Origin of the sequence: Lentzea waywayandensis (assembly GCF_900115955.1) — a bacterium.
Lineage (GTDB): Bacteria > Actinomycetota > Actinomycetes > Mycobacteriales > Pseudonocardiaceae > Lentzea > Lentzea waywayandensis.
In genome coordinates this window covers 741,648-764,467 of sequence record NZ_FOYL01000004.1, presented here as the reverse complement: position 1 = coordinate 764,467, position 22,820 = coordinate 741,648, and the positions used below count along the sequence as shown (strand labels likewise).

Here is a 22,820-nt window from a genome sequence, read left to right as displayed (position 1 = left end):
GCATGCGCGGCGTGGTCACGCTCGCCGCCGCCGCGGCGATCCCGCCGGAGGTACCGGGACGCGACATCATCGTGTTCTGCGCGTTCATCGTGACGATCAGCACGCTGCTGTTGCAGGGCATGACGTTGCCGTGGGTGATCAACAAGATCGGCTTCGAGGGCGACGACGCCCGCGAGGACGCGCTGGCCGAGGCTCAGGTGCAGCACCGGGCCGCGCAGGCGGCGGTGACCAGGCTGGACGAGGAGATCGAGGACGTCCCCGACCACGTCCGCGACCAGCTGCGATCGCTTGCCGAGCACCGGGGCAACGCCGCGTGGGAACGGCTCGGGCGCCAGGAGCAGGAGAGCCCGGCGGCCGCCTACCGCAGGCTGCGCAGGCTGATGCTCAGCGCCGAGCGCGACGAGTTCGTCAAGGCCAGGGACAACGGCGAGATCGACGACGAGGTGCTGTTCCGGGTCATGCGGGAGCTGGACCTGGAGGAAGCGGCACTTTCTCGTGAGTAACCGTTCACCTGCTTTTCGTGTTGCGATGCTTGGGTGCGCTCTCAACCGAAAAGGGGAGGTCGAACGATGTACCGGAGAGGTCTTGCCGCCGTGGTCCTCGTGTTCGCGGGTGCGGTGGTGGCGTCGCTGCCCTCCGCCTCGGCACACGACGACAAGGGTCCGATCGTCATCGGGCACCGTGGCGCGTCGGCGTACCGGCCCGAGCACACGCTCGCGGCGTACGAGCTCGCGGCACGCATGGGCGCCGACTTCATCGAGCCCGACCTGGTGCCCACCAAGGACGGCAAGCTGGTCGCCCGGCACGAGAACGAGATCGGCGGCACGACCGACGTCGCCACCGTGCCTCAGTTCGCCGACCGCAAGAAGACCAAGACCATCGACGGTGTCGCCGTCACCGGCTGGTTCACCGAGGACTTCACGCTCGCCGAGCTGAAGACGTTGCGCGCCAAGGAACGCATCCCGGCGATCCGCCCGCGCAACACCCTCTACGACGGCCGGTTCGAGATTCCGACGCTGCAGGAGGTCATCGACCTCTCGAAGCGCCTGTCCCGCGAGCTGCACCGCGAGATCGGCATCTACCCGGAGACCAAGCACCCGACGTACTTCAAGTCGATCGGTCTCGCCCTGGAGCCGAAGCTCGTCGACCTGCTCAACCGCAACGGCCTGAACCGCGGTAGCGCCAAGGTCTACGTGCAGTCGTTCGAGGTCGCGAACCTCAAGGAGCTCAACAGGTCGCTGCGCGTGCCGATCGTGCAGCTGGTCAACGGTTCCGGTGCGCCGTACGACTTCATCGCGGCGGGCGACAAGCGCACCTACGCCGACCTGGTCACCCCGGCCGGTCTGCGTGAGGTCCGCTCCTACGCGGACGGCGTCGGCCTCACCAAGGACATCATCATCCCGCGCGACGCGGGCGGGTTCCTGAAGGCGCCGACCACGGTCGTGAAGGACGCCCACAAGGCCGGCCTGATCGTGCACTCCTGGACGTTCCGCAACGAGAACTCGTTCCTGCCCGCGGACTTCCGGTCCTCGACCGACCCGGCCGCGTACGGCCGGGCCTTCGAGGAGTACGACCTGTTCTTCAAGCAGGGCATCGACGGCGTGTTCGCGGACAACCCCGACACGGCCGTCGAGGCCAAGGTCAAGCGCTAGCCAGTGCGAGCGTGCGGTCCCCGTCGAGCAGCCCACGCTGCTTGAGCAGGGGCCGCACGCCCTCGCCGAACCAGTAGGCCTCTTCCAAGTGCGGGTAGCCGGACAGCACGAACTCGTCGATCCCGATGGAGTGGTACTCCTCGACGAGATCCGCGACCTCGGAGTGCGACCCCACCAACGCAGTTCCCGCGCCACCACGCACGAGTCCGACACCGGCCCACAGGTTCGGATAGATCTCCAGCCCGCGAACGCCACGGCTGAGATCTCCGCCGTGCAGCGCCAACATCCGTTGCTGGCCAACGGATTCCGACGCGCCCAGCTGTTCCTGGGCCTTCGCGACCACGGCCGGGTCCAGCGCGTCGAGCAGCTTCGAGGCGGACGCCCACGCCTCCGCCGACGTGTCCCGGCTGATCGTGTGCAGCCGGATGCCGAACCGGATCGGGCGATCGGTCAGCGCCCGCACCCGCGCGATCTTCTCCGCGACGTCGGCAGGAGGTTCGCCCCAGGTCAGGTAGACGTCGGCGCGGGCGGCCGCGACCGGCAGCGCGGCGTCGGAGGAGCCACCGAAGTAGATCGGCGGAACGGGGTCCGGCGCGGCCAGCAGCGTGGCGTCCTGCACCTGGTAGTGCCTGCCCTGGAACGTGTACGGCTTCCCGGTCCAGATGCCGCGCACGACCTGAAGGAACTCGTCGGTGCGCTCGTAGCGCTGGTCCTTGTCGAGCCAGTCGCCGAACCGTTGCTGCTCAACGGAATCTCCGCCGGTCACCACGTTGAGCAGCAACCGTCCGCGCGAGATCCGCTGGTACGTCGAGGCCATCTGCGCGGCCAGCGTCGGCGAGAGCACGCCCGGCCGGAACGCGACGAGGAACTTGAGCGTCTTGGTCTGCGCGATCAACGCGGCCGTGGTCAGCCAGGCGTCCTCGCACCACGTGCCGGTCGGCGTGAGCACACCGGTGAACCCGACCTGCTCGGCCGTGCGCGCGATCTGCGCCAGGTAGTCGATGTCCGGCTCACGGCGTGCCCCGGCAGCGGGCGCGCGGTTGGCGTGGAAGTGCTCCACGACCGTGCGGCCGTCACCGGAGGTCGGCAGGAACCAGTGCAGCGTGATGCTCATGCGAGATCTCCCTGGAACCTCGTGTCGACGAACTTCGCGAAGTCGACCTTGCCCGGCAGCGTCTTGTCCTCGGTGAACGCGTCCGCGAGCTCCTGTTCGGACTTGATCACCGTGTCGTCCAGCTTCACGACCTGGTCGCCGTTGCGCTGCACCGCGGCGAGCGCCACCTCGTACTTCAGGCCCGTCTCGGCCGCCCACGCCTTCGCCCACTCCTCGCGGTGCGTGTCGGCCCACTTCTGCGCCTTGTAGTACCGGATCAGGTACTCCTTGAGCGCGGCGTTCTTCCCCTTGTCGTCCAAGGCCTTCTTGCCGGCGACGTTGAAGCCGTAACCGTTCGACCTGCCCTCACCGGTGGTGAGCACGCGCGCCTTGGCCTCCTGCTGCGCCTGCGCGGTGTAGGGGTCCCAGATCGCCCACGCGTCGACCTTGCCCTGCGTGAACGCGCCGTACGCGTCGGCGGGCTGCAGGAAGTTCAGCGTGACGTCCTTGGTCGTGAGACCGGCCGAACGCAACGTCAGCAGGATCTGGCCGTGCGCGGAACTTCCCTTGGCCACGGCGATGTTCTTGCCCTTGAGGTCGCCGACCGACTTCAACGGCGAGTTCTCCGGGACGAGGATCGCGTCCGCCTCGACCTGGCCCTTGGACACGCCGACCGCGGCGATCTTGGCGTTCGCGGCGGCGGCGAAGATCGGCGGTGTGTTGCCGACCGCGCCGACGTCGATCGCGCCGGCGGAAGCGGCTTCGAGCAGGGGCGGGCCGGAGGTGAACGTCGACCACTCGATCTTGTACGGGAAGTCGTCGAGCAGACCGGCGGCGGTCAGCACCGACTTCGCGCCGCCCTTCTGGTCGCCGACCTTGAGCACGACGTCGCCGGCCGGGGTGTCCTGGGACTGCGCGGCCGTCGAGCACCCGGTGGCGAAGAGGATCGCGGCGAGAAGGGCGAGCAGCTTTCGGTCAGGCAGCTTCTTCAACGTCCACTCCCAGATCGGCGAGCACGCGGGTGCGTTGCTCCACAACGGAGGCCCGGCGGCGCGGGCGGGGCAGGTCGACGTGGTGCGTGGCGACGATCCGGCCCTCGTCGAGCACGAGGATCCGGTCGGCCAGCAGCAACGCCTCGTCGACGTCGTGCGTCACGAGCAGCACGGCGGGCTTGTGCCTGGTCCACAGGTCTTCCACCAGGTGGTGCATGGCGAGCCGGGTCAACGCGTCCAGCGCGCCGAACGGTTCGTCCAGCAGCAGCACGTCCGGCTCGCGCACCAACGCCCGAGCGAGCGAGACCCGTTGCGCCTCACCGCCGGACAACGTCAGCGGCCACGCGTCGGCGTGGTCGGTCAGCCGCACTTCTTCCAGCGCCTTCAACGCAACCGCGCGGCCGTCCGGCTTGTGCAGGCCCAGCGAGATGTTCCGCCAGACCTTGCGCCACGGCAGCAGACGCGGCTGCTGGAACGCGATCGACACCGTGCCGGGAACCTCTGCCTGGCCTTCGACCTCGCGGTCCAGGCCGGCGAGGATGCGCAGCAACGTCGACTTGCCGCAGCCGCTGCGGCCGAGCAACGCCACGAACTCGCCCGGCTGGACCTCCAGGTCGATGCCGTCCAGCACGGTCCGCGGACCGAACGCCTTGCGCAACCCGCGCACACTCACCGCGCTCGCCATCGCAGGATCCTCCTTTCCAGCAACCGCACCAGGGCGTCCGTCGTCAGGCCGAGCAGCGCGTAGACCACGAGGCCGACGACCACGACGTCGGTGCGGAGGAACTCACGGGCGTTGTTGATCAGGAAGCCGAGGCCGGCGTCGGCGTTGACCTGCTCGGCGACGATCAGCGACAACCAGGCGGTGCCGAACGCGATCCGCAGCCCCACCAGGGTTTGCGGCACGGCGGACGGCAGCACGACGTGCACGACCCGTTCGATCCTGCTGTAGCCGAGCACGCGCGCGGCCTCGACCAGGCCGGGATCGGTCTGCCGGATCCCGGCGTGCAGGTTGAGGTAGAGCGGGAACGCCACCCCGGCCGCGACCAGCGCGAGCTTGGGCTCCTCGCCGATGCCGAACCAGAGGATGAACAGAGGGATCAGGCCGAGGTGCGGCAGCGTCCGCAACATCTGCACCGGCGGGTCCAGCAATGTCTCGCCCCAGCGGGAAAGGCCGGAGGCAAGCCCCAGAACAACACCGGCAAAGCCGCCTATAAGGAATCCGAAGAAAACGCGTCCGATCGACACCGCGAACGCTTCGCCCAATTGGCCGTCCGCGATGAGCTCACCGGCGGACTGCGCGACGGTGAGCGGAGAAGCGAGTTTGTCGGGCGACAGCACACCCGTTGAGCTGGCCAGTTGCCACAGCAGGACCAGCGCGACCGGGCTGATCCAGCGCAGCGGCAGCTTGAACTTCCGCGCCTGCGAAGGCGTCGCGGTTTTCGGCCGCGCGGCCACTCCCGCTATGGACAAGGTCATGGGCGGAAGTACAGGCGAGCCCACGAGATGAGTCAACGACGCCCAAATCGTGAAAATGCGTCGGACATGGAGATGTTCCCCACACGGACATATTTCCCGCCAACGGCTTAGTGACAGCACGGCCCGCGACGATCAACATGCAGGCATGGAAGAGGGGGACAGACGCAGGGTGCCTTCGGGGACCACGCTGCGATTCGCGTCGCTGGTGCTGCTGGCGGTCGCGACCACGTTGTACGTCTTCGGCCGGTACGCGTCCGTGTGGTGGGCCGCCACTTCGCTCGACGAGGCCCGCTGCCAGGTGCGGTCGGGCCTCTACCTCACGTCGACGTTCGCGGTCGATCCCGACGAGTCCAAATGGGACGGTTATCGGGCGTGCATGGCGGCGTTCCTCGGTAGCCGTGCTCTGTGGCTCGCCGGCGGGCTGGTGCTGCTCTTCGCGGTGGCATCGCTGATCTACGCGCTGCGCCCGGCGTGGTTGCGGTACCGGCGAAACCTGGCCCCCGTTCCGGAGGAACTCCTCGAGCCGCTCGCCGAACTGGTCGCGGAGGCAGGGCTCTCGAAAGCACCGACGTTCCTGCTCGACCGGGCGAACACCCGCGCGGGCGGCGTCGCGTTCGGCACCCATCGCCGCAAGTACGTCGCGCTCAACGTCGGCATGGTGGCGTTGCGCCGCATCGAACCCGAGTCGTTCCGCGCCATCGTGCTGCACGAGCTCGCGCACGTCCGCAACGACGTCTCGATCACCTACGCGACGCTGGCGATCTGGCGTGCTTTCGTCGTCGCGATCCTGGCACCGTACGTGATCACGCTGTTCAGGCCGATGCCGGTCGGTTACGTCTCCTACGCCCAGATCTGGGGCCTGACCGTGCTGGTGTTGCTCGTGTTCGGCGCGCGCGTCGGCGTGCTGAGGGCTCGTGAGAAGCACGCGGACGCGCTGGTGGCGCGGTGGACGGGCGACCCCGCCCCGTACCGGCTGCTGTTGCCGTCCAGCCGGTTCCGCCGCTGGCTGGGCCACCACCCCGCGCCCGCCAGTCGCCAGGCCGTCATGCGCGACCCGAAGTCGTTGCTGCGACCGGGTTTCTGGGAGACGTTCGGCAGCGCGCTCGCCGTGCAGATCGCCTGGTGGCACGCGGTGGCCGGGTTGCGCGAGCTGACCTGGTACCACGAGGGCAACGAGTCGTTCCTGGTCATGCGGATCGCCTGGGCCGTGGTGGTGGCCGGGCTCATCGGCCTGATCGCCTGGCGCGGTGCGGCTTTCGGCCCCCGGCGCGGCACGTTCGCGTTGCCAGGACTGGCCGTGGGGCTCAGCCTGATGCTCGGCGACCGGCTGGACGCGCAGAACTTCCTCCCGATCACTCCGCACGGCGTCATCGCCTCGATCGCTCTGGCCGGCACCGGGACGCTCGTGACGATCTGGGCCGGGTACTGCGCCACGCTCGTGCGCACCCGCTGGCACGGCTGGTTCCTCGGGCTTTCGATCGCCGTGGTCACGTACACGCTGCTGGGCTGGTTCAACGAGATCCGCGTGGCGGAGACGTTGTGGCGCAACAACATCGTGCCGGTGATGGACCTGATCGACGCCTCCGTGACGAAGGCCGTGGCCCTTCCGTTCCTGCTGAACTTCAACCGGGTGCCCACGGTGGTGGCACTGGCGTTGCTGTGGCTGGTGCCGCTGGTGCTGCGCCGCGAGTTCCCCCGGTTCGCCGCGCTCGCCGGGGTGCTCGGCGGCGTGCTCGCCGCCGCCGCGGTGGCGCTGCTCGGCTCGGCCGGAACGCCGTTGGAGGCCACGGCCTGGCAGATCGTCGCCGTCGTGGCCGTGCAACTGGTCGCGGTGGCGGTGACACGGGTGGACCGGGTGGCCGCGTTGCTCACGGCGTGGCTGATCGGGCTGGCGGGGACGGCGGCGATCTGGCTGACGCACCTGAACGGGTCCGAGGTCGACAGCGTCCTCGCGACGCGGCCGCACCAGGTCCTGCCGGTCCTGGGAACCCTCGCGGCACTCGTCGCGGGTGGTTACGGCCTTCAGCGCGGCTACGCCCGCTCAGGGCCGATCTGGGCGGCCGGAATCGCGGTCCTGGGTGTCGCGGTGGCGGCTTGGTGGCCCCACGCGGCATCGACGGCGACGCAGTTGCAGCCGGCGCCCCCGACGGAGACGAAGATCGACACCGACGAGGCCGTGAACACGTGGATCTTCGGTGGCGGCTGGGACCGGATGATGGCCGTGGTGCGGGCCCAGGACAAGGTGTTCGCGGGCGTGCGGGCCGCGGACCCGGCGGCGATCGCGGCCGGGTGCGCGGAGCTCGGGCCCGTGCTGCGCGAGCCCTTCCCGCTGCCGCCGGACGCGAAGATCGCCACGACGTGGACGGAAGGGTTGCGGGCCATGGAGAACGGCACGCGCTCGTGCCTCGTCGTGTTCCGGGACGCGGGCAAGGACGACGGTTCGATGGCAGCCGAGTTCCTGAAGGGCCTCGACCAGCTGGAGGTCACGCAGACCGCGCTGATCGAGGCCCAGAAACGAGCGATCAGCTGAGCACGTCGTGGCGCACGATCGTCTGGTCGCGGCCGGGGCCGACGCCGATCGCCGAGACGCGGGCGCCGATGATGCTCTCGAGGTACTCGACGTACGCCTTGGCGTTCGCCGGGAGCTCGTCGAACGTGCGGCACGACGAGATGTCCTCGAACCAGCCCGGCAGCTCTTCGTAGACCGGGACGGCGTGGTGCACGTCGGTCTGCGTCATCGGCATCTCGTCGGTGCGGCGACCGTCCACTTCGTACGCGACGCAGACCGGCACCTTCTCGAGGCCCGACAGCACGTCGAGCTTCGTGAGGAAGTAGTCGGTGATGCCGTTGACGCGCGAGGCGTAGCGGGCGATCACGGCGTCGAACCAGCCGGTGCGGCGCGAACGTCCGGTGGTGACACCGAACTCACCGCCCTGCTTGCGCAGGTACTCGCCCATGTCGTCGTTGAGCTCGGTCGGGAAGGGACCGGAGCCGACGCGGGTCGTGTACGCCTTCAGGATGCCGATCACGGTGCTGATGCGGGTCGGGCCGACACCGGAACCGACGGTCGCGCCACCCGAGGTCGGGTTCGACGACGTGACGAACGGGTAGGTGCCGTGGTCGACGTCGAGCAGCGTGCCCTGCGAGCCCTCCAGCACCACGATCTCGTCGCGGTCGAGCGCCTGGTTGAGCAGCAGGCGGGTGTCGGCGATGCGGTGCACGAAGTGCTGACCGTGCTCCAGCACCTGGTCGACGACCTGCTCGGGGTCGAGCGCCTTGCGGTTGTAGACCTTGACCAGCACCTGGTTCTTGAAGTCCAGGGCGGCCTCGACCTTCTGCCGGAGGATCTTCTCGTCCAGCAGGTCCTGCACGCGGACGCCGACGCGGGCCAGCTTGTCCTGGTAGGCGGGCCCGATGCCGCGGCCGGTCGTACCGATCTTGGCCTTGCCCAGGTAGCGCTCGGTCACCTTGTCGATGGCCACGTGGTACGGCATGATCAAGTGCGCGTCCGACGAGATCAGCAGACCGCTGGTGTCGACGCCCTTCTCCTCCAGGCCCGCGAGCTCCGTGAGCAGCACGCCGGGGTCGACCACGACACCGTTGCCGATCACGTTCTTCACTCCGGGCGTGAGGATGCCGGACGGGATGAGGTGCAGGGCGAACTTCTGACCGTCCGGAAGGACGACGGTGTGACCCGCGTTGTTGCCGCCCTGGTAGCGAACGATCCACTGGACACGCTCACCGAGGATGTCGGTGGCCTTGCCCTTGCCCTCATCGCCCCACTGGGCACCGATCAGCACGACGGCCGGCATGTGAAACTCCAAGCACTTGGACTGGTTCAAGCGAATGCCGGTACGTGAGGGTAGACCAGGAGATGACCGTGCGCGGAATCGTGTTGGCCTGCGGAAACACGCAGTCGCCAATGATCGCTCAACGTGACGACGTGCAGGTGGTTCCCACCCGCCCCGGCAAGGACCACGTAGATCGACATCTGGACGCCGAACGGCTCGTCGTCGTGGGCACCGACGCAGACCTCGCGGCCGTGGCGTTGAGGTTGCTGCGCAAGGAAAAGCTCGGCTCGGTGGCACTGGGCTACGTGCCGGTCGCCGATTCGTCCGTTGCCGCGCTTTGGGGGCTTTCGACCGATCCCGCGCGGGCCCTGGACATCGCCCTGAACGGTGACGTAGATCCCGTTCCACTCGTCCGCGACGACGTCGGCGGAGTGCTGATGGGCCTCGGCGTGTTGTCCCCGGTTCGTGGCGTTGGTTACAGCGACGCGGACAACGTGCTGCGCGGCCAGGCCAGCCGGATCGAGTGCACGCCCGACCCGGACGGCGGTCTCGGCCTCCAGATCCGGATCATCAACAAGCGCCTCATCGGCTCCAGGATCCGCGTCAGCCGCCCGCGCGCGTTCCAGCTCGGCTGCCTCCCCACGACCGCGGTCCTGGACGGCCACAAGCACCCGCGCCCGGTCGACAAGTGGACCTGGTACCGCCACACCGAGGACTTGAGGCTCGTCCGAGGCCTCTAGGCGTGCGCCTGTCATTCACTTGAGTGTCACACGAAGGCATTGCCTAATTTCATAATGTGACTGAGGGTAGGTCCCGATCACTTTCCAACAAGGAAGGTCGGGACGATGTCAAAAGTTAACCAAACCATTGGTGTTTTAGTTGCCGCAGCAGCTCTCACCATTGGTTTTGTTTCCCCTGCACTCGCGACACCGCCGAACATCCCCAGCGCCGCCACCGCGAAGTCCGAATTGGCCGGCCTGACGGTCGCCACCGAGGGCTCGATGACGGGCTATTCACGCGACCTGTTCCCGCACTGGATCACCCAGTCGGGAACCTGCAACACCCGCGAGGCCGTGCTGAAGCGCGACGGCACGAACGTGGTGACCAACTCGTCGTGCGCCGCCACGTCGGGCCGCTGGTTCTCGCCGTACGACGGCGCGACGTGGACCGCGGCCTCCGACGTGGACATCGACCACATCGTGCCGCTGGCGCAGGCCTGGAGGTCAGGAGCGAGCAGCTGGACCACGCCGCAGCGCCAGGCGTTCGCCAACGACATGTCGGGCCCGCAGCTCATCGCGGTGACCGACAACGTCAACCAGTCCAAGGGCGACCAGGACCCCGGCACCTGGAAGCCGCCGCTGACGTCCTACTACTGCACGTACGCCAAAATGTGGGTACACACCAAGTACCGGTACAACCTCAAACTGGACTCGGCTGAAAAGGCGGCGTTGACAAGCATGCTCGGTACCTGCTGATGGCCTCACTCTCCGCGCTGTTCGTAGCGGGCCCAGGCGGCGTGATGACCGACGAGGTCGGCGTCGTGACAGGCGACCTGGAACTGTGCACAGAACTCTCCGACGACGGAAAGCTCCGCGCACTGGTCCGCTACGAGGGCGCGGAAGAGTGGTACGCGATCACGGGTGCTTCGTGCGTCCTGTCTGATCCTCGCGATCACGAACAGGTGCACTCTCTTCTGCTGGGCCTGTTGAACCGGCCGGAGGGCTGAGAGGCGGCAACGCCTCCATCGCCTCACTCCGGTTCAGCCCGGTCGCCTGCAGCAGGTCCACCGCGACACTCCGGATCTGCGCCAGCACGACCTTGGACGAGAACCCGTCCCCGCCGAGACGCCGCGCGGTCAGCACCCGCGCGGCGTCCCGCACGGCCTCCCGAGTCTTCTTGGGCTCCTGCCCCTTCTCCAACTCACCCTTCAGGCAGTCCACGGCGTCCGCGTAGTCCTTGAGCACGTCCGGCACCCCGTCCGGAATCCCCTCGTCGGCCTTCAACGCCGCCATCGCCCGCCGCGCGAGCACCCGAGTGTTCCGAATCGCGTAGTCCACCGGCCCGGCAGCAGCCTGATACCGCTTGAGCTCGTCCTTGGACCGCCACCGAATGGGCGCGATCCGCGCGATCTCACTCCCGGTCTGCAACGCCGACTTGTAGTCGTCGATCGTCGACTGGCTGGTCCGCAACTCGGCAAGCACCCCAGCGGCCTTGACCGAGTCCTTCTCCTCCAGGGCCTCCGCGAGGTTCCGCAACGCCAAGCTCAGCGTGTTCGTGAGCGCCTTCAACTGCCGCTGCGCCACCGTGACGGGGTTGGCCGGGATGAGCGCCGCCACAGCCAACCCGACGAGCCCGCCGGTCAACGCGTCGATCATCCGATCGAACCCACCACCAGCGCTGGGCGGCAGCAACGTGGCCACGAGAACAGCGCTGCTCCCAGCCTGCAACGCGATGACCGACCCGCCGTCCAACAACACAGCGGCCGACATGGCCAGCCCGACGACAAGCGCGATCTGCCAGGGCCCGCTGCCAATCCAGCTGATCAGCGCGTCCCCGACACCGACACCGACCGAAACGCCGACAACAAGCTCACCAACACGCCGCAACCGCTGCCCCAGCGAAACCCCAAGGCACACAACAGCGGCGATCGGCGCGAAAAACGGATGCTGGTGCCCGATGACAAAAGTCGCCACAAGCCAGGCAAGCCCAGCGGACAGGGCACTTTGGACGATCGGCAACGCGGCCCCGCGCCACCGGCCAAGCCCACGCCCGACCGCTTCCTTGACCGCGCCCACCACTCACCCCGCCCGCTGCGACACCTGCAAGCCGCCAGTCTCGAACCAACGACCACCAGCCACAACCCGCACAACCAACGGCCAGGCATTTCCTTGCCCAGAGGCAAGCAACCTCACAACACACACCCCTGCTCGAACGCGATGCCGAAGGCGAGCCGTCCTACCGAACGGGCCAGGCGGTGGGGTCCCGTCACGAGTCGCGCCATAGCTCTTGCTGCATGCAGGTAGGGGTGTCAAGCGGGCACGCTTTTCGCCCGCTTGACACCCCTACCTGCATGTGGCCCGCTCCTGGTGCGGCTCGTGACGGGACCCCACCGCCAACGCAAGCCAACTACGCAACAGGCAGCCGCCCAAAGCAACAGGCGTGCCATCAACCCGCAGGCGGCGCCCTCCCCCGATCAGATTGCCGGGGGTCTGGGGGCAGAGCCCCCAGGGGATGCACGCAACGCAAGCCGGCCGCCCGCAAGGTGACCACCCCGCAAAGCCGCAGGCCACAAGCCAGGGACCGCCAAGGACAGAACCCGCCGCAAGCAAGGCGACCACGCTGACGCAGGCGTCCCCCCGATCTGGGAACCCCTACATCACAACGTACTCAAAGGGTCCGACAAGATCAGACAAGATCATCAGTTCAGCCCCAACGCGGCCGGCGCCTCAGGATCCGAGTCAGCGAGGAACTTCGAGCAACGCTCCCACTCCTCATCCTCGCCAATCTCCCGAGCAGCCAGCGCAAGCGCGGCAAGCGCCCTCAAAAACCCCTGGTTGGGCCGGTGCGACCAGGGCACAGGCCCAAAACCCTTCCACCCGGACCGCCGCAGCTGGTCAAGCCCACGGTGGTACCCGGTACGCGCATAGGCGTAAGCAGCGACAGGGTCGCCCGAATGAAGGGCACGCTCAGCCAGCAACGCCCAAGCCTCAGAAAAATCCGGATAAGCCCGAACGATCTTGGCAGGATCAGTACCGCCATCAGCAGCAGCCTGCGCCTCAGAGCGTTCGGGAAGACGAGTCGGCTCGGGCCCGAGGAGGTTCTCAACCATGCGCCCCATCGTGCCGCATCCCCAGAACCCAGCTAGATGAACATCCTCATGACGGCCGCCACAACGGCCAGCATCAGCACGGTGACAAGCACCCCGGCGATGATCCGCTGCTTCGTGGTCGCCTTGTACCTGTCGTCGTAACCGTCAGAGCTCATGGCCGAGCACCTTGCCGATCCCTCCCACCGAAGTTCAACTTCGTTCACTCCATCGTGCACACGAATTGGAAACATCAGGGTAAAACCAGGGACGTTCGCCCTACCTGGACACCCGAGCGGCGCTCATGATGTTCGGATGATTCAGGGGGTTAGGCAGTTCCGGGACCAGTACTGGGAGCGGGGCGCGCCCGGCAGGGAGACACCGGCGGCGCTCACGAAGCAGCTCTACCAGCTGTGGCTCGTCGGTCTCCTGCTCAAGTTGATCGGGTCGTCGTGGGACGTCTCGTGGCACTTCAAGTGGTTGCGCGACGATCTCGCGCCGCCGCACCTGATCAACACGGTCGGCACGGTCATCGTGGTCGGGCTGACGTTGTTCCACACGTTCACCGGGTACGGCGGCGACAAGCTGACCATCCGGTTGATGCAGGTCGGAAGCGGGATCTTCCTCATCGCCCTGCCGATCGACATCATCAACCACCGCATCAACGGACTGGACATCACTAGCTGGAGCGGCTCACACGCGCTGCTCTACCTGGGCACGGCCGTGATGCTGGCCGGCGCCATCCGCGGCTGGATGAAGTACTACCCCGCAGGCAACGCGCGAACCCTCGGCCTGACGGCCCTGTGGTTCTTCTTCCTGGAGAACGTCTGGTTCCCCAACCAGCACCAGGAGTACGGCGTGCGCGCGTTGCAGGCCTGGGACAGCGGTAAGGCCGAGGCCGAGCCGATCCTGTTGCAGTTCGCCGCGGACCAGCTGGGCGTGCCGGTCGGACGCGAGGCGGTCGTGCACTTCGCGCTGCCCATCGCGGACTGGGTCTACCCGGTGTGGGGACTGGTCGCGGCGGCGATCGTGCTGGTCATCGCCCGGCGGACGATCGAATGGCCGTGGGCTGCCACGATGGTCGCCACCGGCTACGTCGCGTACCGGTGCCTGATCTGGCCGTTGCTCGCCGGGATCGACTTCCCGAAGTCCGCCGTGCCGTTGTTCCTGATCCTGGTCGGGCTCGCGATCGACGCGGCGCACGTGATCAAGATGCCCACGCCGGCCGCGGCGGTGCTCGGGTCGGCGGCCGTCACGACGGTCGGGTACGTCGGCATCTGGTTCCAGCAGGAGTACCTGTGGGGGCCGCCCATCTCGTTCTCGTCGGCGGCGGTCACGGCCGTGCTGCTGGCGGTGCTGTGGACGGTCGGGGACATGGTGATCCATCGACCGGAAACACAGCTGATCGCGTCAAGACTGAAGCTCGGCTGACAACCTGGTGGTGATCCGGCCGAACAGATCGGCCAGCGGCTCGCCGACGTCCCGCCCGAACTCGGTCAACCCGTAGGTGACCTGGGGCGGGGTCGTCGGCTCGACCTTCCGCCAGATCAGGCCGTCCTCGACGAGCCCGCGCAGGGTCTGGGACAGCATCTTCTCGCTGATGCCCTGAATGCCGTCGCGCAGCTCGAAGAACCTCAGGTCGTTGGTCTGCAACGAGATCAGCACCCAGATGCCCCAGCGGCTGGTGACGTGGTCGACCATCTCGCGCGCGGGGCAGTTGGTGTGAAACACGTCATAGCGCCCGTTGTTCTCGGGGCGCGTGAACTGAGCTCCGACCGCCATGTCCGGAGCTTACCCAGAGGTACGTCCTTACGAAATGTAAGCCCGGTTCCTAGCGTCGTGCCCACATCGACGAAGGAGCTGGACATGATCGTGGTGACCGGTGCCACCGGGAACATCGGCAGGCCGCTGACGAGGGCGCTGGCGGAGGCCGGCGAGCAGGTGACGGCCGTGTCGCGGCACGCGGCGGAGGTGCCGCGGGGCGTCCGGCACGTGCAGGCCGACCTCGCCCGTCCCGACTCGCTCCCACTGGCAGGAGCGAAGGCGTTGTTCGTGCTGCTGTCCGGAGATCTGCACGCCGTCGGGGCGGTTCCGGCCGACGTCGTCGGACACGCGAAGGCGAGCGGCGTGCGGCGGATCGTCCTGCTGTCCACGCAGGGCGTGGCGACGAGGCCGTTCGGCCCGACGCGGATCGCGACGCGCGAACTGGAGGACGTCGTCCGCGACTCCGGGCTGGACTGGTCGATCCTGCGGCCGGGCGGCTTCGCGTCGAACGCGTTGTGGTGGGCCGAATCCGTCCGCGCACGAAGGACGGTCGCCGCGCCGTTCGGCGACGTCGGACTGCCGATCCTCGACCCGCTGGACATCGCCGAGGTCGCGGCGGCCTGCCTGACGGACCAGCGGCACGACGGCGGCGTGTACGAGCTGACCGGCCCCGAGGTGATCACGCCGCGCGAGCAGACCGCGGCCATCACGGCGGCCCTGGGCGAACCGGTGCGGTTCCACGAGCTGACCCGTGCCGAGGCCAAGGCCGGTCTGGAAGATCTGATGCCGGGAGAGCTCGCCGACGACACCCTGGACATCCTCGGCGCGCCGACTGAGCACGAGCAGCGCGTCAGCCCGGACGTGGAAGAAGTCCTCGGCCGCGCACCGCACACGTTCGCCGACTGGGCCGGACGCAACGTCGAAGCCTTCCGCTGAAACAAGAAGGGCCCCGGCACGAAGCCGGGGCCCTTCTCACAACCGCTGTCAGCCCGCGATCATGCGGCCCGACGACTTGAGGTGCTCGCACGCCTGCGCGATGCGCGCGCCCATGGCCGTCTCGGCGGCCTTGAGGTAGCTGCGCGGGTCGTAGGCCTTCTTGTTGCCGACCTCGCCGTCGATCTTCAGCACGCCGTCGTAGTTCGCGAACATGTGCGCCGCGATCGGACGGGTGAACGCGTACTGCGTGTCCGTGTCGATGTTCATCTTGATGACGCCGTACGACACGGCCTCGTGGATCTCCTCGAGCAGCGAGCCGGAGCCGCCGTGGAAGACCAGGTCGAACGGCTTCGAGCCGGCCGCGAGGCCGAGCTTCTCCGCCACGACGTCCTGGCCCTGCTTGAGGATCTCCGGGCGCAGCTTCACGTTGCCCGGCTTGTAGACGCCGTGCACGTTGCCGAAGGTCGCGGCCAGCAGGTAGCGACCCTTCTCGCCGGCGCCGAGGGCCTCGACGGTCTTCAGGTAGTCCTCGGGCGTCGTGTAGAGCTTGTCGTTGATCTCGTTGTCGACGCCGTCCTCCTCGCCACCGACGACGCCGACCTCGATCTCGAGGACGAGCTTCGCCTTGGCGGACAGGTCGAGCAGCTCGCTCGCGATCTGGAGGTTCTCGTCCAGCGCGACGGCCGAGCCGTCCCACATGTGCGACTGGAAGAGCGGGTTGCCGCCCTTGTCGACGCGCTCCTGGCTGATGGCGATCAGCGGACGCACGTACCCGTCGAGCTTGTCCTTCGGGCAGTGGTCGGTGTGCAGCGCGATGTTCACGGGGTACTTGGCCGCGACGACGTGCGCGAACTCCGCGAGCGCCACGGCGCCGGTCACCATGTCCTTGACCTTGGTGCCCGAGGCGAACTCGGCACCGCCGGTCGAGACCTGGATGATGCCGTCGCTCTCAGCCTCGGCGAAGCCGCGCAGAGCCGCGTTGAGCGTCTCCGACGACGTGACGTTGATGGCGGGGTAGGCGAACTCGTTCGCCTTGGCCCGGTCCAGCATCTCCGCGTAGACCTCGGGAGTTGCGATGGGCATCGGTGGTCCTCCTCAGGCGCCCTGAACGGGTGTCAGTCCGCATCCTACGAGGCTGTGTCACGGGGCCAACTCGGTGGCCGTCCTCACAGAGTGATCGATCAAGTACCAGTTGACCAGGCGGTCCGCGCTACTCGCCGGTACGGGCATAGTGGATGACATGGCAACCGCTCAGTGGAACGGCAAGATCATCGCTTCGAGCGACGACACCGTCGTGGTCGAAGGCAACCACTACTTCCCGCTGGAGTCCGTCGATCCGGCCGTGCTGAAGCCGACCGAGCACACCTCGCACTGCCCGTGGAAGGGCGACGCGAACTACTACTCGTTGCACGTCGACGGCACCGAGAACGCCAACGCGGCCTGGTACTACGCCGAGCCGAAGGAGGCGGCGGCGCAGATCAAGGGCCGCGTGGCGTTCTGGAAGGGCGTCGAGATCAGCGCTTGAGCCCGAGGGCGTCGGCCAGTTCCGCGTGGTGGCCGTTCAGCGACTGGACGGCCACGTGGTCGGCGCCGGCGTCGATGTGCGCACGCAGCTTCGCGGCCACCTGGTCCGGGCTGCCGTGCGCCACCAGCGCGTCGAGCAGGCGGTCCGATCCCTTCACGTCCTCCTCGGTGAACCCGTACCGCCGCCAGTTGTTCGTGTAGTTGGTGAGCGAGAAGTAGAACGAGAGCTTCTCGCGCGCGATGGCCCGAGCGGCTTCCGCGTCTTCTTCGACGACCACGGTCACCTCGGGCGCGAGGAGCTTGTCGCCGAGCACCTTGCGGGCCTCGGCCGTGTGCTCGACCGGCACGAGGTACGGGTGGGCGCCGGCGGTCCGGTCGGCGGCGAGCTTCAACACCTTCGGCCCGAGCGCGGCGAGCACCAGCCGGTCGGCGGGCACGTCGAGCCGGTCGAGGTAGGACACGAGCTTGTCGTAGGGCTTCTCGTAGGCCTGGTCGAGCTGGCGGTGACCGACACCGACGCCGAGCAGGAACCTGTCACTGGCGAGCCGGCGGAACTCGGCGGCGACGACCTCCGGCTCCGACTGCCACACGTTGACGATGCCGGTCGCGATCGTGATCGACTTCGTGGAGTCCAGCGCCTGCCCGACCAGGGAGATGTCCGGCGATCCGCCGATCCAGAACGCCCCGTAGCCGAGCGCCTCGATCTCGCCGATCCTCCCGGCCCACTCGTGGTGCGAGCCCCATACCCCGAACGTTCCCAGCATCCGAACTCCAATCGCCGCGGCGTACTACCTTTCGCAGTATGCCGATCTTGAGCACCACTGACCTGAACGTGTCCCGCCTCTGCCTGGGCGGCAACGTGTTCGGCTGGACCGCTGACGAGGACCAGTCGTTCGCAGTGCTCGACGCCTACACCGAGGCGGGCGGGAACTTCGTCGACACCGCCGACGTGTACTCGGCCTGGGGCGAAGGCAACTCCGGCGGCGAGTCGGAGACGATCATCGGCAGGTGGCTGGCCGGGCGGAGCGACCGCGACCAGATCGTGGTGGCGACGAAGGTCGGCATGCTCGCCGGTTTCAACAACCAGAAGCGCGACACGGTGCTGACCGCCGCCGAACGCTCGCTGAAGCGGCTCGGCGTCGACCACATCGACCTCTACTACAACCACCTCGACGACCTGAACACGCCGCTCGAGGAGACGCTGGCCGCCTACGACCAGCTCGTCCGCGACGGCAAGGTCCGTCACATCGCGGCGTCCAACTTCTCCGCCGACCGGCTGGCGAAGGCGCTGGAGATCCAGGAACGCGAGGGCTTCGCGAAGTTCGTGGCGTTGCAGCCCGAGTACAGCCTGGTCAGCCGCGCCAAGTTCGAGGGCGAGCTCCAGGACACCGTGGCGAGGCTCGGCCTCGCCACCCTGACGTACTCGTCGCTCGCCAAGGGCTTCCTGAGCGGCAAGTACCGGCCGGGCGTCGAGGTTCAGAGCGCACGAGCCGGCGCCGCCTCGAAGTTCCTCGACGAGCACGGTCTGCAGGTCCTCGAAGTGCTCGACGAGCTGGCCGAGACGCACGAGACCTCGGTCGCGTCGGTCGCCCTCGCGTGGCTCGCCCAGCAGCCGACGGTGGCCGCGCCGATCGCGTCCGCGCGCACGTTGGAGCAGCTCAGCGACCTGCTCGCGGTGCTGACCCTGGAGCTCAGCCAGGCCGAGGTGGACCGTCTGAGCGCAATTTAACTTGCCAGTAGCTTACCGGGAGTAGGTTGCGTTACCGTGACGAGCATGGACGTCACGGGCAAGGTGGTACTGATCACCGGCGCGGCCAGGGGCATCGGCGCCGAGGTGGCGAGGCAACTGGCCACGCGCGGGGCTCGTCTCGCGCTCGTAGGGCTGGAGAAGGCCCAGCTCGAAGAGGTCGCGCGACAGACCGGCGGCAAGGCGTGGGAAGCAGATGTCACCGACTGGGACGCGCTCGACCGCGTCATGAACGAGGTCGTGGCCCACTTCGGCGGCATCGACGTCGTGGTGGCGAACGCGGGCATCGCGGCCACCGGGTTCGTGCGCTCCATGGACCCGAAGGCGTTCGAACGGGTCATCGAGGTCAACCTGCTAGGTGTGTGGCGCACGGTCCGCACGGCGCTGCCGCACCTGATTCGCAGCCGCGGCTACTGCCTGGTCGTCTCGTCGCTCGCCGCGATCGTCCACATCCCCGGCAACGCGGCCTACTCGGCGGCGAAGGCGGGCTGCGAAGCGTTTGCGGACAGCCTGCGGGCCGAGGTCAGGCACCTGGGCGTCGACGTCGGCACCGCGTACTTCTCGTGGATCTCCACGGACATGGTCAACAGCGCCGACGAGCACCCGGTCTTCGGCAGGCTGCGCAAGGGCATGCCGGGCGTGGCCGGCAAGAAGTACCCCGTCCGCAACGTCGGCAAGGCCGTGGTCAGGGGCATCGAGAAGCGGTCGAAGGCGGTCCACGTCCCCGGCTGGGTCGGCGTTCTGAAGTACTTCCGCGCGTTCACGCCGATGGTCGTGGACCGCCAGGCGGTCGAGGACGTGGCCGACGCGGACAGGCAGATGGCCGCGAGTGACACGTCAGGGCTGGTCGGACCGGGCGGTCAGGCCGCTGCCCGCTGATCCGCGAGTTCGTGTCGGCCGGACGACCGACTTGACGACGAACTCGCCGCCGCGCCGGGGCGCGGCCGTGTCACTGGAGCCACGACCCGAGCAGGGCGTTCCAGACGCGGATCTCCCACTTCGTGATCACGTTCGCCGGCGTGTAGGGGTCGGCGGAGAGGATCTCCTTCAGCGAGGCCTCGTCCGCCGCCTCGTAGATGATCAACGCGCCGGTGTCGTCCGCGTACGGACCTGCGGCGAGGACCACGCCCTTCTCGGCGAGAGAGGCGATGTACTCGCGGTGCGCCGGGCGTACCGCGAGACGCTTCTCACTGTCGGGACCGAACACCAATTCGACTGCAAAGCGGGCCATGCGACCACCGTAGCGACGGTGACCGGTACCGTCCTACCTTGTGGTTGGCGAAGAAACCCCGCGCACCGTGCAGGACACCCTGACCAACCTGCGAATCAAGGACGGCGTCGCAGGACCTCCCACAGGGCCCCTCACGCTCGAAGACCTGTACAAGCAGCACCGCATGCGCCTCGTGAGGCTCGCGCTGCTGCTCGTGGACGAGCCGTCCACAGCCGAGGACGTGGTGCAGGAGGCTTTCGCCGGTCTGCACCGCAACTGGAAGGGCCTGCGCGACGCACAGGCTGCCGTCGGCTACCTCCGCACGGCCGTGGTCAACGGCTCCCGCAGCGTGCTGCGCCGCCGCAAGACGGCCCGCGACTACATCCCGCCGCACGTGGCGAACGCACGTTCGGCCGAGTCGCTGGCGATGCTGACCGCGGAGCACCAGGCCGTGGTCAAGGCGTTGCAGCAGCTCCCGCCGCGGCAGCGCGAGGTGCTCGTGCTGCGCTACTACGGCGACCTGTCCGAGGCGGAGATCGCCGAGGCCACCGGCATCTCGAAGGGCACCGTGAAGTCGACGGCGTCCCGTGCGCTCGACGCCCTTCAGAAGATCATGGCCGGGTAGTCACAACAGTAAGCAAACTTCACCGTCTCCCCAGCTGAAGCCGTTTCGTCCGGTGCGGGCGGTTTCAGCTCGTAAGACCACGCGCCCAAATCGGTACTTGGTATAGACCAATAGGCCTCCCATGCCGCAGGATCAGTTCCCGTGGCACGCAGACACGTGGTCGCCGTTGACATCGGTGGCACCGAAACCAAGGCGGCACTGGTCACCGGGACCCGGGAGTCGGTGGCGGCGCAGAAGCACGCCCGCCGGGCGACTCCCGGCGAGCTGGAGCCGCTCCTCGACGTCATCGCCGAGCTCGTCACCGAGCTCGGCAACGCCTCCGAGCACGAGATCGACGCCGTGGGGATCGTGGCGCCGGGCATCGTGGACGAGGCGAACGGCGTCGGCGTGTACACGACGAACCTGCCGTGGAGCCAGTTCCCGTTCAGCACCGTCCTCACCGAACGGCTGGGCCTGCCCGTCGCGTTCGGCCACGACGTGCGCGCCGCGGGCCTGGCCGAATGCCGCATGGGTGCCGCCAGGGACCTGCGCAACGCGGTGATCATGCCCATCGGCACCGGCATCGCCGGCGCGTTGCTGCTGGACGGGAAGATCTACAGCGGCGAGGGCTACGCGGGTGAGATCGGACATGTGAACGTCGGCCACGGCGTGCCCTGCGCCTGTGGCCAGATCGGCTGCGTGGAGACAGTGGCGTCCTCCGCGGCGATCGCCCGCCGGTACACCGCACGTACCGGCATCCCCGTCAAAGGCGCCGCTGAGGTCGCACTCAGGGTCCGGGACGGGGAGCAGGACGCAGTCGCCGTGTGGCACGAGGCCGTGGACGCGCTCGCCAGGGGGATCCTGGTGCTGGCGACGCTGCTCGGTCCGGAGGCCGTCGTGCTCGGCGGTGGGCTCGCACTCGCAGGAGACCTGCTGGTGGAGCCCCTGAGGGAAAGGCTGGACGGGCTGATCGCCTTCCAGCGCCGACCGGAGCTTCGGCTCGCGGCGCTCGGCGACGAGGCGGGCTTCCTCGGCGCGGCGCTGCTGGCCATCGACACGCTGGAGGCGTGATGAGCACGTGGGGTGGACCTGTCGACGTGATCCTGACCGGGGGTCGGGTCGTCACGCCGGGCGGAGTGCTCGAGAACGGGTGGGTCAGCGTCCGGGACGGCAGGATCGCCGGGGTCGGCGAAGGCGCCGCGCCCGACGGCCAGACGACCGACGTCAGCGGTTGCACGATCGTGCCCGGATTCGTCGACATCCACTGCCACGGCGGTGGCGGTGCCGCGTTCACCAGCAGCGACCCGGAGAAGGTCCGCAAGGCAGCGGCGGCGCACCGCAGGCACGGCACCACGACGGTGCTGGCCTCGCTGGTCACGCGTCCCGTGCCGGAACTGGCTGACCAGGTGTCCGCGCTGGCCGAGCTCGTGCAGGAAGGCGTCGTCGCGGGCGTTCACCTCGAAGGCCCGTTCCTGTCCGCCGCCCGCTGCGGCGCGCACGACCCGGCGATCCTGTGCCCGCCGGAACAGACCGCGGTGGCGAAGCTGCTCGACGCGGGCAAGGGCACCATCCGCATGGTCACCATCGCGCCCGAGCTGGAGGGCGCCGTCAACGCCGTGCGTCAGCTCGTGGACAACAACGTCATCGCCGCCATCGGCCACACCGACGCGACCGAGGCGCAGGTCAGGCCCGCCGTCGACGCCGGTGCGTCGGTGGCGACGCACCTGTTCAACGGCATGCGCCCGCTGCACCACCGCGAGCCCGGCCCGATCGGCGCGCTGCTGGACGACGAACGCGTGACCGTCGAGCTCATCTGCGACCTGGTGCACCTGCACCCGACCGCCGTCCGCCTCGCCGCGCGCCACGCGGGCCTGAAGCGCACCGTCCTCATCACCGACGCCATCGCGGCGGCGAGCGTGGGCGACGGCGTGTACGACATCGGCGGCCTGGAAGTGCGCGTGGTCGACGGAGTGCCAACGTTGGCAGGAGGCGCTTCTCTGGCGGGCAGCACGCTCACGATGGACATGGCGTTCCGCAACGCCGTCAACTCGTGCGGACTGTCGCTCGTGGAGGCCACGCACGCCGCCTCGACCCGTGGCGCCGAGCTGCTCGGCCTCGACACGGGCAAGCTCGAAGCCGGGCTAGCTGCGGACATCGTCGTCCTCGATGCAGAATTGAAGCCGAGGGACGTGATGGTCAGGGGCGAGTGGGTCAAGGAATAGG

The 22,820-nt window shown here is 68.3% G+C and carries 25 protein-coding genes; 13 read left to right on the top strand and 12 right to left on the bottom strand.

Translation table 11 applies throughout. From position 1 onward, the window contains the following. Window positions 1-2 precede the first annotated feature (2 nt). Complete coding sequence (locus BM417_RS50130; protein WP_322788972.1) at window positions 3-503, top strand: cation:proton antiporter; 501 nt, start codon at window positions 3-5, stop codon at window positions 501-503. A gap of 66 nt (window positions 504-569) precedes the next feature. After that, window positions 570-1,652, top strand: coding sequence for a glycerophosphodiester phosphodiesterase (locus BM417_RS19400; protein WP_093595642.1), 1,083 nt, complete (start codon window positions 570-572; stop codon window positions 1,650-1,652). Here the strand turns inward: BM417_RS19400 and BM417_RS19395 are convergent. The 4 genes from BM417_RS19395 to BM417_RS19380 are packed head-to-tail and all read right to left on the bottom strand — an operon-like array spanning window position 1,642 to window position 5,216. Beyond that, complete coding sequence (locus tag BM417_RS19395) at window positions 1,642-2,766, bottom strand: LLM class flavin-dependent oxidoreductase (RefSeq protein ID WP_093595639.1); 1,125 nt, start codon at window positions 2,764-2,766, stop codon at window positions 1,642-1,644. The genes BM417_RS19400 and BM417_RS19395 overlap by 11 nt on opposite strands. Beyond that, window positions 2,763-3,737 carry an ABC transporter substrate-binding protein gene (locus tag BM417_RS19390; RefSeq protein ID WP_456085506.1) on the bottom strand — a complete coding sequence of 325 codons (975 nt, stop codon included), beginning with the start codon at window positions 3,735-3,737 and terminating at the stop codon, window positions 2,763-2,765. The genes BM417_RS19395 and BM417_RS19390 overlap by 4 nt, the downstream gene beginning before the upstream one ends. Beyond that, window positions 3,721-4,422 (bottom strand): ABC transporter ATP-binding protein, encoded by a 702-nt coding sequence (locus tag BM417_RS19385; protein WP_093595636.1) that lies wholly within the window; start codon window positions 4,420-4,422, stop codon window positions 3,721-3,723. The genes BM417_RS19390 and BM417_RS19385 overlap by 17 nt, the downstream gene beginning before the upstream one ends. Beyond that, window positions 4,407-5,216: an ABC transporter permease gene (locus BM417_RS19380; protein WP_093595633.1), complete on the bottom strand. Its 810-nt coding sequence runs from the start codon at window positions 5,214-5,216 to the stop codon at window positions 4,407-4,409. The genes BM417_RS19385 and BM417_RS19380 overlap by 16 nt, the downstream gene beginning before the upstream one ends. 145 nt (window positions 5,217-5,361) lie before the next feature. Here BM417_RS19380 and BM417_RS19375 point away from each other — a divergent pair, with 145 nt between their 5' ends. After that, the gene (locus tag BM417_RS19375) at window positions 5,362-7,746 is read left to right on the top strand and encodes a M48 family metalloprotease (RefSeq protein ID WP_143138709.1); all 2,385 of its coding nucleotides are present in this window, start codon (window positions 5,362-5,364) and stop codon (window positions 7,744-7,746) included. Here BM417_RS19375 and BM417_RS19370 read toward each other — a convergent pair. Next, a complete protein-coding gene (locus tag BM417_RS19370; protein WP_093595627.1) occupies window positions 7,739-9,028 on the bottom strand; it encodes an adenylosuccinate synthase in 1,290 nt (429 codons plus the stop codon). The two genes, BM417_RS19375 and BM417_RS19370, sit on opposite strands and share 8 nt — an antisense overlap. Window positions 9,029-9,138: 110 nt before the next feature. Between BM417_RS19370 and BM417_RS19365 the strand changes: the two genes are divergently transcribed. Together BM417_RS19365 and BM417_RS19360 are read left to right on the top strand one after the other, a co-directional pair. Further along, the gene (locus tag BM417_RS19365; protein ID WP_245822004.1) at window positions 9,139-9,747 is read left to right on the top strand and encodes a hypothetical protein; all 609 of its coding nucleotides are present in this window, start codon (window positions 9,139-9,141) and stop codon (window positions 9,745-9,747) included. Between the two features lie 105 nt (window positions 9,748-9,852). Then, the gene (locus BM417_RS19360; RefSeq protein ID WP_093595621.1) at window positions 9,853-10,482 is read left to right on the top strand and encodes an HNH endonuclease family protein; all 630 of its coding nucleotides are present in this window, start codon (window positions 9,853-9,855) and stop codon (window positions 10,480-10,482) included. A gap of 159 nt (window positions 10,483-10,641) precedes the next feature. Here the strand turns inward: BM417_RS19360 and BM417_RS19350 are convergent, their stop codons facing one another. The 3 genes from BM417_RS19350 to BM417_RS49875 all read right to left on the bottom strand — a co-directional run bounded on the left by BM417_RS19350 (window position 10,642) and on the right by BM417_RS49875 (window position 12,991). Then, window positions 10,642-11,802 carry an FUSC family protein gene (locus BM417_RS19350; protein WP_093596272.1) on the bottom strand — a complete coding sequence of 387 codons (1,161 nt, stop codon included), beginning with the start codon at window positions 11,800-11,802 and terminating at the stop codon, window positions 10,642-10,644. Window positions 11,803-12,425: 623 nt separating this feature from the next. After that, on the bottom strand, window positions 12,426-12,836 hold the full coding sequence (locus BM417_RS19345; protein ID WP_093596269.1) for a DUF3151 domain-containing protein: 411 nt from the start codon (window positions 12,834-12,836) through the stop codon (window positions 12,426-12,428). A 32-nt stretch (window positions 12,837-12,868) separates the two neighbouring features. Further along, complete coding sequence (locus BM417_RS49875) at window positions 12,869-12,991, bottom strand: hypothetical protein (RefSeq protein ID WP_281251333.1); 123 nt, start codon at window positions 12,989-12,991, stop codon at window positions 12,869-12,871. A 136-nt stretch (window positions 12,992-13,127) separates the two neighbouring features. Here BM417_RS49875 and BM417_RS19340 point away from each other — a divergent pair, with 136 nt between their 5' ends. Continuing rightward, entirely contained in the window at window positions 13,128-14,243 is a 1,116-nt protein-coding gene (locus BM417_RS19340; RefSeq protein WP_093595615.1) for a hypothetical protein, read from the top strand. Here BM417_RS19340 and BM417_RS19335 read toward each other — a convergent pair. Beyond that, window positions 14,223-14,594 (bottom strand): winged helix-turn-helix transcriptional regulator, encoded by a 372-nt coding sequence (locus tag BM417_RS19335; RefSeq protein WP_093595613.1) that lies wholly within the window; start codon window positions 14,592-14,594, stop codon window positions 14,223-14,225. The genes BM417_RS19340 and BM417_RS19335 overlap by 21 nt on opposite strands. An 84-nt stretch (window positions 14,595-14,678) precedes the next feature. On the opposite strand from BM417_RS19335, the gene BM417_RS19330 reads away from it, so the two are divergent. Next, window positions 14,679-15,512, top strand: a complete 834-nt coding sequence (locus tag BM417_RS19330; protein ID WP_093596266.1) for an SDR family oxidoreductase — start codon at window positions 14,679-14,681, stop codon at window positions 15,510-15,512. 48 nt (window positions 15,513-15,560) lie between these two features. Here the strand turns inward: BM417_RS19330 and fbaA are convergent, their stop codons facing one another. Beyond that, window positions 15,561-16,595 carry a class II fructose-bisphosphate aldolase gene (gene fbaA, locus BM417_RS19325; protein WP_093595610.1) on the bottom strand — a complete coding sequence of 345 codons (1,035 nt, stop codon included), beginning with the start codon at window positions 16,593-16,595 and terminating at the stop codon, window positions 15,561-15,563. Between the two features lie 157 nt (window positions 16,596-16,752). Here fbaA and BM417_RS19320 point away from each other — a divergent pair, with 157 nt between their 5' ends. Further along, window positions 16,753-17,037: a DUF427 domain-containing protein gene (locus BM417_RS19320; protein ID WP_093595607.1), complete on the top strand. Its 285-nt coding sequence runs from the start codon at window positions 16,753-16,755 to the stop codon at window positions 17,035-17,037. On the opposite strand, the gene BM417_RS19315 is transcribed toward BM417_RS19320, so the two are convergent. Next, window positions 17,027-17,800, bottom strand: a complete 774-nt coding sequence (locus tag BM417_RS19315) for a TIGR03620 family F420-dependent LLM class oxidoreductase (protein ID WP_093595604.1) — start codon at window positions 17,798-17,800, stop codon at window positions 17,027-17,029. The two genes, BM417_RS19320 and BM417_RS19315, sit on opposite strands and share 11 nt — an antisense overlap. A 38-nt stretch (window positions 17,801-17,838) precedes the next feature. Here BM417_RS19315 and BM417_RS19310 point away from each other — a divergent pair, with 38 nt between their 5' ends. Together BM417_RS19310 and BM417_RS19305 are read left to right on the top strand one after the other, a co-directional pair. Then, complete coding sequence (locus BM417_RS19310; RefSeq protein ID WP_093595601.1) at window positions 17,839-18,765, top strand: aldo/keto reductase; 927 nt, start codon at window positions 17,839-17,841, stop codon at window positions 18,763-18,765. Between the two features lie 45 nt (window positions 18,766-18,810). Beyond that, complete coding sequence (locus BM417_RS19305; RefSeq protein ID WP_093595598.1) at window positions 18,811-19,662, top strand: SDR family oxidoreductase; 852 nt, start codon at window positions 18,811-18,813, stop codon at window positions 19,660-19,662. A gap of 70 nt (window positions 19,663-19,732) precedes the next feature. Here BM417_RS19305 and BM417_RS19300 read toward each other — a convergent pair whose 3' ends face one another. After that, window positions 19,733-20,014 (bottom strand): YciI family protein, encoded by a 282-nt coding sequence (locus BM417_RS19300; protein WP_093595595.1) that lies wholly within the window; start codon window positions 20,012-20,014, stop codon window positions 19,733-19,735. 40 nt (window positions 20,015-20,054) lie between these two features. Between BM417_RS19300 and BM417_RS19295 the strand changes: the two genes are divergently transcribed. From BM417_RS19295 to nagA, 3 genes are all read left to right on the top strand, one after another. After that, window positions 20,055-20,618 (top strand): SigE family RNA polymerase sigma factor, encoded by a 564-nt coding sequence (locus BM417_RS19295; protein WP_093595593.1) that lies wholly within the window; start codon window positions 20,055-20,057, stop codon window positions 20,616-20,618. A 141-nt stretch (window positions 20,619-20,759) separates the two neighbouring features. Then, window positions 20,760-21,668: an ROK family protein gene (locus tag BM417_RS19290; RefSeq protein WP_245822003.1), complete on the top strand. Its 909-nt coding sequence runs from the start codon at window positions 20,760-20,762 to the stop codon at window positions 21,666-21,668. Continuing rightward, on the top strand, window positions 21,668-22,819 hold the full coding sequence (nagA, locus tag BM417_RS19285; protein WP_093595587.1) for an N-acetylglucosamine-6-phosphate deacetylase: 1,152 nt from the start codon (window positions 21,668-21,670) through the stop codon (window positions 22,817-22,819). The genes BM417_RS19290 and nagA overlap by 1 nt, the downstream gene beginning before the upstream one ends. Window position 22,820: the final 1 nt, after the last annotated feature.

What these genes read in the sequence shown, in the direction of transcription:
- BM417_RS50130 (WP_322788972.1), top strand. Translation starts at nt 3, where the DNA reads ATGCGCGGCGTGGTCACGCTCGCCGCCGCCGCGGCGATCCCGCCGGAG.
- BM417_RS19400 (WP_093595642.1), top strand. Translation starts at nt 570, where the DNA reads ATGTACCGGAGAGGTCTTGCCGCCGTGGTCCTCGTGTTCGCGGGTGCG.
- BM417_RS19395 (WP_093595639.1), bottom strand. Translation starts at nt 2,766, where the DNA reads ATGAGCATCACGCTGCACTGGTTCCTGCCGACCTCCGGTGACGGCCGC.
- BM417_RS19385 (WP_093595636.1), bottom strand. Translation starts at nt 4,422, where the DNA reads ATGGCGAGCGCGGTGAGTGTGCGCGGGTTGCGCAAGGCGTTCGGTCCG.
- BM417_RS19380 (WP_093595633.1), bottom strand. Translation starts at nt 5,216, where the DNA reads ATGACCTTGTCCATAGCGGGAGTGGCCGCGCGGCCGAAAACCGCGACG.
- BM417_RS19375 (WP_143138709.1), top strand. Translation starts at nt 5,362, where the DNA reads ATGGAAGAGGGGGACAGACGCAGGGTGCCTTCGGGGACCACGCTGCGA.
- BM417_RS19370 (WP_093595627.1), bottom strand. Translation starts at nt 9,028, where the DNA reads ATGCCGGCCGTCGTGCTGATCGGTGCCCAGTGGGGCGATGAGGGCAAG.
- BM417_RS19365 (WP_245822004.1), top strand. Translation starts at nt 9,139, where the DNA reads ATGATCGCTCAACGTGACGACGTGCAGGTGGTTCCCACCCGCCCCGGC.
- BM417_RS19360 (WP_093595621.1), top strand. Translation starts at nt 9,853, where the DNA reads ATGTCAAAAGTTAACCAAACCATTGGTGTTTTAGTTGCCGCAGCAGCT.
- BM417_RS19345 (WP_093596269.1), bottom strand. Translation starts at nt 12,836, where the DNA reads ATGGTTGAGAACCTCCTCGGGCCCGAGCCGACTCGTCTTCCCGAACGC.
- BM417_RS49875 (WP_281251333.1), bottom strand. Translation starts at nt 12,991, where the DNA reads ATGAGCTCTGACGGTTACGACGACAGGTACAAGGCGACCACGAAGCAG.
- BM417_RS19340 (WP_093595615.1), top strand. Translation starts at nt 13,128, where the DNA reads ATGATTCAGGGGGTTAGGCAGTTCCGGGACCAGTACTGGGAGCGGGGC.
- BM417_RS19335 (WP_093595613.1), bottom strand. Translation starts at nt 14,594, where the DNA reads ATGGCGGTCGGAGCTCAGTTCACGCGCCCCGAGAACAACGGGCGCTAT.
- BM417_RS19330 (WP_093596266.1), top strand. Translation starts at nt 14,679, where the DNA reads ATGATCGTGGTGACCGGTGCCACCGGGAACATCGGCAGGCCGCTGACG.
- fbaA (WP_093595610.1), bottom strand. Translation starts at nt 16,595, where the DNA reads ATGCCCATCGCAACTCCCGAGGTCTACGCGGAGATGCTGGACCGGGCC.
- BM417_RS19320 (WP_093595607.1), top strand. Translation starts at nt 16,753, where the DNA reads ATGGCAACCGCTCAGTGGAACGGCAAGATCATCGCTTCGAGCGACGAC.
- BM417_RS19315 (WP_093595604.1), bottom strand. Translation starts at nt 17,800, where the DNA reads ATGCTGGGAACGTTCGGGGTATGGGGCTCGCACCACGAGTGGGCCGGG.
- BM417_RS19310 (WP_093595601.1), top strand. Translation starts at nt 17,839, where the DNA reads ATGCCGATCTTGAGCACCACTGACCTGAACGTGTCCCGCCTCTGCCTG.
- BM417_RS19305 (WP_093595598.1), top strand. Translation starts at nt 18,811, where the DNA reads ATGGACGTCACGGGCAAGGTGGTACTGATCACCGGCGCGGCCAGGGGC.
- BM417_RS19300 (WP_093595595.1), bottom strand. Translation starts at nt 20,014, where the DNA reads ATGGCCCGCTTTGCAGTCGAATTGGTGTTCGGTCCCGACAGTGAGAAG.
- nagA (WP_093595587.1), top strand. Translation starts at nt 21,668, where the DNA reads ATGAGCACGTGGGGTGGACCTGTCGACGTGATCCTGACCGGGGGTCGG.